Annotated in this window: 10 protein-coding genes; 1 reads left to right on the top strand and 9 read right to left on the bottom strand. The window is 72.1% G+C overall.

Annotated features, from left to right (window positions below; translation table 11 throughout):
* Nucleotides 1–87 precede the first annotated feature (87 nt).
* Nucleotides 88–756: a pyridoxamine 5'-phosphate oxidase gene (pdxH, locus tag ACZ562_RS17340; RefSeq protein ID WP_471179376.1), complete on the bottom strand. Its 669-nt coding sequence runs from the start codon at nucleotides 754–756 to the stop codon at nucleotides 88–90.
* 281 nt (nucleotides 757–1037) lie between these two features.
* On the opposite strand from pdxH, the gene ACZ562_RS17335 reads away from it, so the two are divergent.
* Nucleotides 1038–2138, top strand: a complete 1101-nt coding sequence (locus tag ACZ562_RS17335) for a citrate synthase 2 (RefSeq protein WP_471179373.1) — start codon at nucleotides 1038–1040, stop codon at nucleotides 2136–2138.
* Nucleotides 2139–2250: 112 nt separating this feature from the next.
* Here the strand turns inward: ACZ562_RS17335 and ACZ562_RS17330 are convergent, their stop codons facing one another.
* The 8 genes from ACZ562_RS17330 to ACZ562_RS17295 all read right to left on the bottom strand — a co-directional run bounded on the left by ACZ562_RS17330 (nucleotide 2251) and on the right by ACZ562_RS17295 (nucleotide 12402).
* Nucleotides 2251–2859: a TetR/AcrR family transcriptional regulator gene (locus tag ACZ562_RS17330; protein ID WP_471179370.1), complete on the bottom strand. Its 609-nt coding sequence runs from the start codon at nucleotides 2857–2859 to the stop codon at nucleotides 2251–2253.
* The gene (locus tag ACZ562_RS17325) at nucleotides 2847–3581 is read right to left on the bottom strand and encodes an enoyl-CoA hydratase family protein (RefSeq protein ID WP_471179368.1); all 735 of its coding nucleotides are present in this window, start codon (nucleotides 3579–3581) and stop codon (nucleotides 2847–2849) included. The genes ACZ562_RS17330 and ACZ562_RS17325 overlap by 13 nt, the downstream gene beginning before the upstream one ends.
* The gene (locus ACZ562_RS17320; protein ID WP_471179365.1) at nucleotides 3578–5143 is read right to left on the bottom strand and encodes a 4-coumarate--CoA ligase family protein; all 1566 of its coding nucleotides are present in this window, start codon (nucleotides 5141–5143) and stop codon (nucleotides 3578–3580) included. The genes ACZ562_RS17325 and ACZ562_RS17320 overlap by 4 nt, the downstream gene beginning before the upstream one ends.
* A 37-nt stretch (nucleotides 5144–5180) precedes the next feature.
* Nucleotides 5181–6341 (bottom strand): acyl-CoA dehydrogenase family protein, encoded by a 1161-nt coding sequence (locus ACZ562_RS17315; RefSeq protein ID WP_471179363.1) that lies wholly within the window; start codon nucleotides 6339–6341, stop codon nucleotides 5181–5183.
* A 97-nt stretch (nucleotides 6342–6438) separates the two neighbouring features.
* Nucleotides 6439–8286, bottom strand: coding sequence for an acetyl/propionyl/methylcrotonyl-CoA carboxylase subunit alpha (locus ACZ562_RS17310; protein ID WP_471179360.1), 1848 nt, complete (start codon nucleotides 8284–8286; stop codon nucleotides 6439–6441).
* A 5-nt stretch (nucleotides 8287–8291) separates the two neighbouring features.
* The gene (locus tag ACZ562_RS17305; RefSeq protein WP_471179357.1) at nucleotides 8292–9890 is read right to left on the bottom strand and encodes an acyl-CoA carboxylase subunit beta; all 1599 of its coding nucleotides are present in this window, start codon (nucleotides 9888–9890) and stop codon (nucleotides 8292–8294) included.
* Nucleotides 9887–11611, bottom strand: coding sequence for an acyclic terpene utilization AtuA family protein (locus tag ACZ562_RS17300; RefSeq protein WP_471179354.1), 1725 nt, complete (start codon nucleotides 11609–11611; stop codon nucleotides 9887–9889). Before ACZ562_RS17300 ends, ACZ562_RS17305 begins: the two co-directional genes overlap by 4 nt.
* Nucleotides 11608–12402, bottom strand: coding sequence for a TIGR03084 family metal-binding protein (locus ACZ562_RS17295; protein WP_471179351.1), 795 nt, complete (start codon nucleotides 12400–12402; stop codon nucleotides 11608–11610). The genes ACZ562_RS17300 and ACZ562_RS17295 overlap by 4 nt, the downstream gene beginning before the upstream one ends.
* Between the last annotated feature and the right edge of the window lie 52 nt (nucleotides 12403–12454).

Below are 12454 nucleotides of genomic sequence, written 5' to 3'. Positions count from 1 at the left end.
CCGCGAGCTCGCCGGTACGTCCGGCCGGCTCCCCCGCTGTGAAGCGGAGGGACCTGAGCTCGCGGGTCGCCTGCGTTCAGGTACGGCTCAGGGGCCGAGGCGCTCCACTCGCCAGCTGCCGTCCGGTTCCGCCATGTAGCGCAGGCGGTCGTGCAGGCGGTTTTCGCGGCCCTGCCAGAATTCGACCGACTGTGGGGCCACCCGGAAGCCGCCCCAGTTCGGGGGGACCGGGACCTGCTCGCCCTCGGGGTAGCGGGCGGCCAGTTCGACGTAGGAGGCGTCGAGGTCGGTGCGGGTGGCGATGACCGAGGACTGGGCGCTGGCCCAGGCGCCCAGCTGGGAGCCGTGCGGGCGGGTGCGGAAGTACGCGGCGGTCTCGTCGCGGCCGGTGCGCCGGGCGATGCCCGTGACGATGACCTGGCGCGCCATCGGGTGCCAGGGGAACAGCAGCGAGACATACGGGTTCTCGGCGAGGTCGCGGGCCTTGCGGGAGTCGTAGTTGGTGTAGAAGACGAAGCCCTTCTCGTCGAAGTGCTTGAGGAGCACCGTGCGGGAGCTGGGGCGGCCCTCCGCGTCGGCCGTGGAGACGATCATGGCGTTCGGTTCGTACAGGTGGGCCTCCGTCGCGGCCTGCTTGAACCAGCGCGCGAACTGCTCCACGGGAGTGGCGGGCAGGTCGGCCTCGGAGAGGCCCTCGTCCCGGTACTGCTTGCGCATCGAGGCGGGATCGGGGTGGGCGGCGTCTCGGTCGGTCACACGATCATCTTGCCGTATGTGCGGCTGCCGCCGGGCGGCGTCCCTCGACAGAGGTGGCACTCAGTGCCGCGAGTACTCCCCAAAGGTGGCACTCAGGGATATGGTGCTGCTGCCATCCCGTTTGGGTGAGCGCCTGCCGCACCGGGCATCACAGGGGTGACCGCTCAGGACCGCGAGTCTTCGACGTGAGGTCTTGCACGTGGGCGTTCGGGCGTGGGAGTCCGGACACGGCCGTGGATCCGTCGAGTGCCACATGCCGCACACATCCGAGGAGCCGCCTGATGTCCGACTTCGTACCCGGACTCGAAGGAGTCGTCGCGTTCGAAACGGAGATCGCCGAACCGGACAAGGAGGGCGGCGCCCTCCGGTACCGGGGCGTCGACATCGAGGACCTGGTCGGCCACGTCTCCTTCGGCAACGTGTGGGGGCTGCTCGTCGACGGTGCCTTCAAACCCGGTCTGCCGGCCGCCGAGCCGTTCCCGATCCCGGTGCACTCCGGTGACATCCGCGTGGACGTCCAGTCCGCGCTCGCCATGCTCGCCCCGGTGTGGGGCCTGAAGCCGCTGCTGGACATCGACGCCGAGCGGGCCCGGGACGATCTGGCCCGCGCGGCGGTCATGGCCCTGTCGTACGTCGCCCAGTCCGCCCGCGGCCAGGGCCTGCCGATGGTGCCGCAGCGCGAGATCGACAAGGCGCAGTCCGTCGTCGAGCGCTTCATGATCCGCTGGCGGGGCGAGCCCGATCCCAAGCACGTGGCCGCAGTCGACGCCTACTGGACGTCGGCCGCCGAGCACGGCATGAACGCGTCCACGTTCACCGCCCGCGTGATCGCGTCCACGGGCGCGGACGTGGCGGCCGCCCTGTCCGGCGCCGTGGGAGCCATGTCCGGGCCGCTGCACGGCGGTGCCCCGTCCCGGGTCCTCGGCATGATCGAGGAGATCGAGCGGACGGGGGACGCGGAGGCGTACGTCAAGCGTGCCCTGGACCGGGGCGAGCGCCTGATGGGCTTCGGTCACCGGGTGTACCGCGCGGAGGACCCACGCGCGCGTGTGCTGCGCCGTACCGCCCGCGAACTCGGCGCGCCCCGTTTCGAGATCGCCGAGGCGCTGGAGAAGGCGGCCCTGGAGGAGCTCCACAACCGCCGCCCGGACCGCGTTCTGGCGACGAACGTGGAGTTCTGGGCGGCGATCATGCTGGACTTCGCCGAGGTCCCGGCCCACATGTTCACGTCGATGTTCACCTGCGCCCGTACCGCGGGCTGGTCGGCGCACATCCTGGAGCAGAAGCGGACTGGCCGGCTCGTCCGCCCGTCCGCCCTCTATGTGGGCCCCGGTGCGCGCAGTCCGCAGGAGATCGACGGTTACGAGGAGATCTCCCGCTAGTGCCGCGTAAGCCGCACCAGGTCCCGCCGTCACATTCCCGTCGCCCGCCCTCCGGGCGGACGTGGCCCGGTACGAGGTGGCCGTCGCACAGGGCCGAGCAGTTCCGGTTGCGTCAGTCCAGCGCCTCGTCCAGCAATGCCGTCCACTGGGTCACCACCCGGTCCCGGCGTGCCGTGTCGTCCGTGAGGAGGTTGGCGAGACCGAGGCCGCGGGCCATGTCGAGGAGGCCCTGGACGGTTTCGCGTGCGCCGGGGCGGGACTCGTCGGCGCCGAGGAGGTCGACGGCGATGCGGTGGGTCTCGCGGCCCACGCGGGCCTCCAGCTCGGTCACGCGCGGGCGCAGCTGCTCCTCGTTGGAGGCGGCGACCCACAGGTGCAGGGCGGCTCGGAAGAGCGGGCCGGTGTAGAGGTCGACGAGGGCTGTGACCACGGCGCGCCGGTCTTCCGCCGCGCCCTCGGGGAAGAGGGCGCGCAGGGCGGTCGAGCGTTCCTCGGCGACGTACTCGACCGCGGCCGTGAAGAGGTCCTCGCGGGTCGGGAAGTGGTGCTGGGCGGCGCCTCGGGAGACGCCGGCGCGTTCGGCGACGACCAGGACCGTGGAGCCCGCCCAGCCGTGTTCGGCGAGGCAGGCCACGGCGGCTTCCAGGAGCCGCTGCCGGGTGGCGCGGCTGCGGTCCTGTTTGGGGACGCGTTCGCGTTCGGCTGTGTTCACACCGCCCATGTGGGGTCCCGTCGTTCAAGGAAGGCCGACATTCCCTCGCGGGCGTCGGCGGAGGCGAACAGCCGGGCCGAGAGCCGGCCCAGTTCGCCATTGTCCAGGTCGAATGCCTCCAGAACCTTAGCTGTGAGCAGCCGTTTCGTCTCGGCGAGGGCCTGGGGCGAGGACCGGCGCAGTCCGTCCAGGACGGGGGTCAGTACGTCGTCCACGTCGTCGCCGGTCGCCGTCAGCAGGCCGATGCGGGCTGCCTCGGCCGCGCCGAAGCGTTCGCCGGTGAGGCAGTAGCGGGCCAGCGCGCGGGGGTCCGTGCGGGGCAGCAAGGGCAGCGAGATGACCGCGGGGGCCACCCCGATCCGTACCTCCGTGAACGCGAACGTCGCCGCCCGCGACGCTGCCGCGATGTCGCAGGCGCCCAGCAGGCCGAGGCCGCCCGCTCGGACGTGCCCGGTGACCCGCGCGACGACCGGTCCGGGCAGTTCGACGATCTGCCGCAGCAGGCCGACGAGCGCGTCCGGCGCCGGTGGGTCGCGCAGGTCGGCGCCCGCGCTGAAGGTGTCGCCGGTGTGGGTGAGGACGATCGCGCGCACGTCACCGTCCTCGGCGGCGTCGGTCAGCGCGTCCGCCAGTTCGCCCACGAGCGCGGCCGACAGGGCGTTGCGGTTGTGCGGCGAGTCGAGGGTGAGGGTCTCGACGCCACGCGCGCGCGTGCGCGCGATCAGTGTCACGGCTGTTCCCTGAGCTGCCGGCGCAGGATCTTGCCGGAGGCCGCCCTCGGCACCGCGTCGATGAAGGAGACCCGCCGGACGCGCTTGTAGGGGGCGACGCGCTCGGCGACGTACATCATGACCTCTCCTTCGGAGAGGTCGGTGGCGGCCGGCTGGCGGACCACGTGGGCGTGCGGGACCTCGGTTCCCTCGTCGTCGCAGACGCCGACGACGGCGGCGTCGGCGATGCCGGGGTGGGTGAGCAGGAGGGCCTCCAGTTCGGCGGGTGCCACCTGGAAGCCCTTGTACTTGATGAGCTCCTTGACGCGGTCCACGACGAACAGCCAGCCGTCGGCGTCGACGTGGCCGACGTCGCCCGTGTGCAGCCAGCCGTCGGTGTCGATCATGGCGGCGGTGGCGTCGGGGCGGGCGAGGTAGCCCTTCATGACCTGGGGGCCGCGGATGAGGACCTCGCCGGACTCGCCGATGCCGAGGTCCTTGTCGGGGTCGTCGAGGGAGACGATCCGCATCTCGGTGCCGGCGATGAGCTTGCCCACCGTTCCGGGGGGCGGGTTCTCGGCGCCGAGGGGGACGACGTGGGTGCCCGGTGACAGTTCCGTCATGCCGTACGCCTGGCCGACCGGCGGCAGGCCGAGCCGCTTGGAGCAGGCGGCCGCCAGCTGGGCGTCGAGGGGAGCCGCGGCGCTGATGATGTACCGCAGCGACGAGAGGTCGTACTGTGCGACCGCCGGATGCTTCGCCAGGGCCAGGACGATCGGCGGGGCCACGTACAGGCCGGTGATGCGGTGGTTCTGGATGGCCGCGAGGAACGTGTCCAGCTCGAAGCGCGGCAGCACGACGACGGTGGCGCCCCGGCGCAGGGGCGCGTTCATCAGGGCCGTGAGGCCGTAGATGTGGAAGAAGGGCAGCACGGCGAGGATGCGGTCGCCCGGACCGGCGGGGACTGCGGGCTCCAGCTGCGCGAGGTTGGTGGCGATCTGCCGGTGCGTGAGCATCACGCCTTTGGGGATGCCGGTGGTGCCCGAGGAGTACGGGAGGGCCGCGACGTCCTCGGCGGGGTCGATGTCCACCTGTGGGTCAGGGGCCGCCGAGGCCAGCATGTCGATGAGCGAGCGGTGTCCGGGGGCGCTGTCGCAGACGAAGATCTCCTGGATGCCGCCCGCCGTCTCGGCGGCCCGGCGCGCGGTCTGCAGCAGCGGCGAGACGGTGACGATCCAGCGGGCCCCCGAGTCGCCGAGCTGTTTGGCGAACTCCTCGGGCGTGGCGAGCGGGTGCACGGTGGTGACGGAGGCACCCGCGCGCGTGGCGGCGTAGAAGGCTATCGGGAAGGTGATCGTGTTGGGGCTGTGCAGTGCGAGGACGTCGCCCTTGCGCACGCCCGCCTCGGCGAGCGCGGCCGCGACGCGCCGGTGGAAGCGGTCCAGCTGCTCGTAGGTGAGGGTGGTGCCGTCGGTGCCGTCGACCAGCGCGGGCGCGTCACCGAACTCGGCAGCCCGGGCGAGGACCGCCTCGTGGATGGGGAGGTCGACGGGCGGAACGTCTGCGTACTCGCTTCGGAACACGGTTCCTCCTGGCACGACTCGGTGCGTCGAGCGCGGTCTAGTACGACTTGGGCAGACCCAGCGTCTGGTGGGAGACGTAGTTGAGAATCATCTCCCGGCTCACCGGAGCGATACGAGCCACGCGCGCGGCCGTTATCAACGAGGCGAGCCCGAACTCCCGGGTGAGCCCGTTTCCGCCGAGGGTGTGCACCGCCTGGTCGACGGCTTTCACGCAGGCCTCCCCGGCCGCGTACTTGGCCATGTTGGCGGCCTCTCCGGCGCCCTCGTCGTCGCCCGCGTCGTACAGGTGGGCGGCTTTCTGCATCATCAGGCGGGCGAGTTCGAGGTCGATGTGCGCCTGGGCGAGGGGGTGGGCGATGGCCTGGTGGGCGCCGATGGGGGCGTTCCAGACCGTGCGGTCGCGGGCGTACTCGATCGCCTTGGCGAGGGCGTGACGGCCCATGCCGATCGCGAAGGCGGCCGTCATGATGCGTTCGGGGTTGAGGCCGGCGAACAGTTGCAGCAGGCCCGCGTCCTCGTCGCCGACGAGCGCGTCGGCGGGCAGCCGTACGTCGTCGAGGGTGAGCTCGAACTGCTTCTCCGCGCCGTGCAGTTCCATGTCGATACGGCGCCTGCTGAAGCCGTCCGCGTCGCGCGGGACGATGAACAGGCAGGGCTTGAGGCGGCCGGTGCGCGAGTCCGCGGTGCGGCCGACGACGAGGGTGGCGTCGGCGATGTCGACGCCGGAGACGAAGACCTTGCGGCCGGTGAGGAGCCAGTCGAGTCCGTCGCGGCGGGCGGTGGTCGTGATGCGGTGGCTGTTGGACCCGGCGTCGGGTTCTGTGATGCCGAAAGCCATGGTGCGGGTTCCGTCGGCCAGGGCCGGGAGCCAGTCCTGCTTTTGCCTTTCGGTGCCGAAGCGGGCGATGACCGTGCCGCAGATCGCCGGGGAGACGATCATCATCAGCAGGGGGGCACCTGCCGCGCCGAGTTCTTCGAGGACGATGGAGAGTTCGGCGATTCCGCCACCTCCGCCTCCGTACTCCTCGGGGAGGTTGACACCGATGTACCCGAGTTTCGCGGCCTCTGACCAGAGTTCGTCGGGGTGGGCTCCTTCAGCAACGATGCGTGTGATGTAGTCGCGGCCGTATCGCTTGCCGAGTGCGGCCACGGCTGATCGGAGAGCCTTGTGTTCTTCCGGTTCGACGAGAGTGGTCATGCAGGTGGCTCCTCAGGGCGGGTCGTATGTGGCGGGTCGTATGTGGCTGGTCGCGCTCACGCGGCGGAAACGCATGTCAAATGCAGCCCCGCGCCCCTCAGGTCTCTTGCACCACCGCCAGCAACATGCCGGGCTCCACCTGCTGGCCAGGCGCTGCGTGCAGGGCGCTCAGTGTTCCCGTGGCCGGGGCTGTGATCTTGTGTTCCATCTTCATCGCCTCCAGCCACAACAGGGGCTCCCCAGCCTTTACAGCCGCTCCTGTGGTCAGGCCCTCCGCTACGCGGACGACCGTCCCCGGCATGGGGGCCAGCAGGGAGCCGGGGGCGTGCTGAGTCGTCGGGTCGGGGAATCCGGGCAGGGCGGTGAGCGCGGTGGTGTTGACGTACACCTGGTCGTCCCCGTACCGCGCGACCTCGAACTTCCTTCGCACGCCGTCGACTTCGAGCACGACGAGACCGGCGTCGGCGTGCACGACCCGTACCCCGTCCGCGGTGAGGCCGCCCGCGCGCGTGTGCCGGTAGTGGGCCTCGTGCTCCTCGCCCGCCATCACGTAGCGCTTCGTCTGCGGCTGTGAAGGGACGTTGCGCCAGCCGCCGAAACGGGAGCGGCCGTGGGCGTCGGCGAGGGCCGCGGCCAGGGGGGCGTACGGGTCGGGGGCCGGGGCGGTCAGTTCCGGGAGGTGGCGGTCGAAGAAGCCGGTGTCCATGCGGGCGGTGGTGAACTCCCTGTGCCGCAGGGAGCGGACGAGGAGATCCCGGTTGGTGGGCGGCCCGTGGACGGACGCCCGTTCCAGGGCGGACGCGAGCACGCGGACCGCCTCCGCGCGCGTGGGGGCGTGGGCGACGGCCTTGGCGAGCATCGGGTCGTAGTGGACGCCGACGGGGTCGCCGTCGGTGTAACCGGTGTCCAGGCGTACGCCGGGGACGGACAGGCGGTGCAGGGTGCCGGTCTGCGGGGTCCAGTCGCGGGACGGGTCCTCGGCGTAGAGGCGGGCCTCCACGGCGTGGCCACGCGCGCGTGGGGGGACGCTTTCCAGGGCGTGGCCTTCGGCGACGCGGATCTGCAGGGCGACCATGTCGATGCCGTACACGGCCTCCGTGACGGGGTGCTCGACCTGGAGGCGCGTGTTCATTTCCAGGAAGTGGGCCTTGTCGTCGGCGGAGACCAGGAACTCGACGGTTCCCGCGCCTTCGTAGTCGACGGCTCGGGCGGCCCGTACGGCCAACTCGTGGAGCTCGCCGGTGAGTTCGGGTTTCAAACCCGGTGCGGGGGCCTCCTCGATCACCTTCTGGTGGCGGCGCTGGAGGGAGCAGTCGCGGGTGCCGAGGGCCCAGACCGTGCCGTGCGTGTCGGCGAGGATCTGCACCTCGACGTGGCGGCCGCCCTCCACGTAGGGCTCGACGAAGACCTCGCCGTCCCCGAAGGCCCTCGTCGCCTCCGCGCGCGCGGCGGCCAGTTCCGCGTCCAGGTCCGCGAGCCGCCGTACGACCCGCATGCCCCGTCCGCCGCCGCCCGCGGCCGCCTTCACCAGCACGGGCAGGTCGGCCTCGGAGACCTCGGCGAGGGGGGCCAGGCCCATGAGCTGCTTGGCCTGTGTCTTGGACGCCATCGCCTCGACGGCCTCCGGGGGCGGTCCGATCCAGACCAGGCCCGCGGCGCGGACGGCGCGCGCGAAGCCGGCGTTCTCGGAGAGGAAGCCGTAGCCGGGGTGGACCGCGTCCGCTCCGGACGCCACGGCCGCCTTCACGATCAGGTCGGCGCGCAGATACGTCTCGGCGGGTGTCGCCCCCGGCAGCCGTACCGCCGCGTCGGCCACGCGCGCGTGGAGGGCGTTCTCGTCGGCGTCCGAGTGCACGGCGACCGTCCGGATTCCCAGCTCACGGCATGTGCGGACGATGCGGCAGGCGATCTCGCCGCGGTTGGCGACCAGCAGAGTGGAAATCATGGACCTCACATCCGGAAGACGCCGAAGCCACCGCGCGCGCCCTCGTAGGGCGCGGTGTGGATCGCGGACAGGCACAGGCCGAGGACGGTGCGGGTGTCGCGCGGGTCGATGACGCCGTCGTCGTACAGCCGCCCGGACAGGAACATCGGCAGCGACTCGGACTCGATCTGCTGCTCCACCATGGCCCGCAGGGCGGCGTCCGCCTCCTCGTCGTACGGCTGCCCCTTCGCGTCCGCCGACTGCCGGGCGACGATGGACAGCACGCCGGCGAGCTGCTGCGGGCCCATGACGGCGGACTTGGCGCTGGGCCAGGCGAACAGGAAGCGCGGGTCGTACGCCCTCCCGCACATGCCGTAGTGGCCGGCCCCGTACGACGCCCCCATGAGGACCGACAGATGCGGCACCCTGCTGTTGGACACCGCGTTGATCATCATCGCGCCGTGCTTGATGATGCCGCCCTGCTCGTACTCCTTGCCGACCATGTACCCCGTGGTGTTGTGCAGGAAGAGGAGCGGGATGTCGCGCTGGTTGGCGAGCTGGATGAACTGGGCGGCCTTCTGGGACTCCTCGCTGAACAGGACTCCTTGGGCGTTCGCGAGGATGCCCAAGGGATAGCCGTGGAGGGTGGCCCACCCGGTCGTGAGGCTCGTCCCGTACAGCGGCTTGAACTCGTCGAAGTCGGAGGCGTCGACGGTCCGGGCGACGACCTCGCGCGGGTCGAAGGGGGTTCTGAGGTCGCCCGGGACGATGCCGAGGAGCTCCTCCGCGTCGTACTTCGGGGGTGCCGCCGGGCCCGGATCCCCGTACGCCTTGCGGTGGTTGAGGCGGGCCACCACCCGTCTCGCCTGGCGCAGGGCGTCCTGCTCGTCGACGGCGAAATAGTCGGCGAGGCCCGACACGCGCGCGTGCATCTCCGCGCCGCCGAGCGACTCGTCGTCGCTCTCCTCGCCGGTGGCCATCTTCACCAGCGGCGGCCCGCCGAGGAAGACCTTCGCGCGCTCCCTGACCATGATCACGTGGTCGGACATGCCGGGGACGTACGCGCCGCCCGCGGTCGAGTTCCCGAAGACGACGGCGACGGTCGGGATGCCGGCGGCGGAGAGCCGGGTGAGGTCGCGGAAGACGGCGCCGCCGGGGACGAAGATCTCCTTCTGGGACGGCAGGTCGGCGCCCCCGGACTCGACGAGGCTGATGCAGGGCAGCCGATTGGCGAGGGCGATGTCGTTGGCCCGCAGGGCCTTCTTCAGGCTCCACGGGTTGCTGGCGCCGCCGCGCACGGTCGGGTCGTTGGCGGTGATCAGGCACTCCACGCCCTCGACGACCCCGATGCCGGTGACGAGCGAGGCGCCGACCGTGTGGCCGCTGCCCCAGGCGGCCAGCGGCGACAGCTCCAGGAAGGGGGTGTCGGGGTCGAGGAGCAGCTCGATGCGCTCACGGGCGAGGAGCTTGCCGCGCCCGCGGTGCCTGGCGATGTACTTCTCGCCGCCGCCCGCGAGGGCTTTCGCGTGCTCGGCGTCGAGTTCGGCGAGCCTGGCGAGCATGGCCTCACGGTTGGCCCGGTGCTCGGGGCCGTCGGCGTCGAGGGCGGACGCGATGACCGTCACAGGAGGGCCTCCGGAATGTCCAGGTGGCGGGAGCGCAGCCATTCGCCGAGGGCCTTGGCCTGCGGATCGAATCGGTGCTGGGCGGCGACGCCCTCGCCGAGGATGCCCTCGACGACGAAGTTGAGGGCGCGCAGATTGGGCAGGACGTGCCGGACCACCTTCAGGTCGGCCGTCTCCGGGAGGAGTTCACGGAACCGGTCGACGGTGAGGGTGTGGGCGAGCCATCGCCAGGCGTCGTCCGTGCGGGCCCAGACGCCCACGTTGGCGTTGCCGCCCTTGTCGCCGCTGCGGGCACCGGCGACAAGGCCGAGGGGGGCGCGGCGGGTCGCTCCGGCCGGCGGCAGCGGCTCGGGCGGGGGCGGCTGCGGCACGTCGTCCGGTACGAGGGTGTCCTGGGCCGGGGGCACGGGAATCCGGCGCCCGTCGTGGAGGACGGCCACATGGCCGACGGCACCATGGGGGACGTACACATCCTCGAAGACGCCGTAGGGCGCGCCCTTTCCCGGTGGGGCCAGCACATGGAAGCCGGGGTAGCTGGCGAGCGCCAGCTCGACGGCGGCCCCGCTGAGCGTCCGCCCCACCGTCTCCTGGTCGGGGTCCCGCACGGCGAGCCGGAGCAGGGCGCTCGCGGTCTCCTCGGTCGGGGCGTCGGCCCGGTCGGTACGGACGAGCTCCCAACGGACCTCCGCGGGCGGCGCCTCGGCCAACGCGTCGGTCATCTGCTCGCGCACGAGAGCGGCCTTGGCCTCGATGTCGAGTCCGGTCAGGACGAAGGCGACCTCGTTGCGGAAGCCGCCGAGCCGGCTGCGGCCGACCTTGAGGGCGGGTGGCGGGGCTTCCCCTCGTACGCCCTCGACCCGCACCCGGTCGGGGCCGTCCTGGGTGAGCCGTACGGTGTCGAGGCGGGCGGTGACGTCGGGTCCCGCGTACCGGGCCCCGGCGGTCTCGTACAGCAGCTGGGCGGTCACCGTGCCGACGTCGACGAGACCGCCCGTGCCGGGGTGCTTGGTGATGACGGCGGTGCCGTCCTCGTGGAGCTCGGCGAGCGGGAAGCCGGGGCGCCGGACGTCGCCGTCGCGGAAGAAGGCGTAGTTGCCGCCGGTGGCCTGCGCCCCGCACTCCAGCACATGCCCGGCGACGACGGCACCGGCGAGCCGGTCGTAGGCGTCCGGGGCCCAGCCGAAGTGGGCCGCCGCCGGACCGGTGACCAGGGCCGCGTCCGTGACACGCCCGGTGATCACGACGTCGGCGCCCTCCTTGAGGCAGGCCGCGATGCCGAAGCCGCCGAGGTAGGCGTGGGCGGCGAGGCTGCCGATGGGGGTCCCCCCTGGTCGAGCGAGGTCGGGAGCTTGGGGGAGGGCGGCGGTGAGGTCGTCGCCCTCGACGTGCGCGATGCGGACGGGGACGCCGAGCCGGGCGGCCAACTCCCGTACGCGCTCGGCCAGTCCGGCGGGGTTGAGCCCGCCGGCGTTGGTTACGATCCTCACGCCCCGCTCGTGCGCCAGCCCCAGGCACTCCTCCATCTGCCGCGGAAAGGTGCGGGCGTATCCGGCGCCGGGGTCCTTCAGCCGGTCGCGGCCCAGGATGAGCATGGTCAGCTCGGCGAGGTAGTCGCCGGTCAGGACGTCCAGTTCGCCGCCGGTGAGCATCTCGCGCATCGCGTCGAAACGGTCGCCGTAGAAGCCGGAGGCGTTGCCGATACGGAGGGTGCGGAGGGTCACCCGGCGGCTCCCTTCGACGGGCGACCGGTGCCGGGCGGGCCCGCGAAGGCCTGGGCGATGTCCAGCCAGCGGTCGGCTTCGAGGCCGACGGCCCGTACGGCGAGGTCGTCGCGGTGGGCGCGCCGGGTGACCAGGAGGCAGAAGTCGACGGCGGGGCCGGTGACGCGCTGGTCGGCGTCCTCGGGGCCGTACGCCCACAAGTCGCCGGAGGGGCCGACGAGTTCCACACGGAAGTCGCCCGCGGGGGCCGGTAGTCCGTGCACACCGAACGCGAAGTCCCGCGCCCGCACCCCGATGCGCACCACATGCCGAAGCCGGTCGGTGGGTGGGCGCACCACACCCAGTGCGTCCGCCACGTCCTGGCCGTGGGCCCAGGTCTCCATCAGACGGCCCGTGGCCATGGAGGCGGCCGACATGGGCGGGCCGTACCAGGGGAAACGGGCCCCGTGCGGGGTCTCGCGCAGGGCCTTGTCGAGTGCGGCCCGTCCCTCCCGCCACCTCGACAGCAACTCGGCGGGCGCGAGCCGGGCTCCCTCCTCGGCCCCTTCGTCCACGAACGACTCCGGCACGGCGAGGGCCTTCTCGGCCAGCGTGCGGAACGCTGCCGCGTCGGTCACGGCCAGCAGGGCCGAGTGGTCGGTCCAGGCGAGATGGGCGATCTGGTGGGCGATGCTCCAGCGGGGGGCGGGGGTCGCAAGGGCCCACCGCTCCGGGCTCAACCCGGCAACGAGCCGGTCGAGTTCGTCGCTCTCTGCACGCAGGTCGTCGAATACGGGCGTCGGATCGGCCATGTGGGGAGCATGGCAGCGCCCCCAGAAACAATCAAGCATGATTGCATTGATT

The sequence above is a fragment of the Streptomyces sp. NPDC040410 genome, from assembly GCF_055595715.1.
This window is presented reverse-complemented; position numbering and strand designations above follow the sequence as displayed.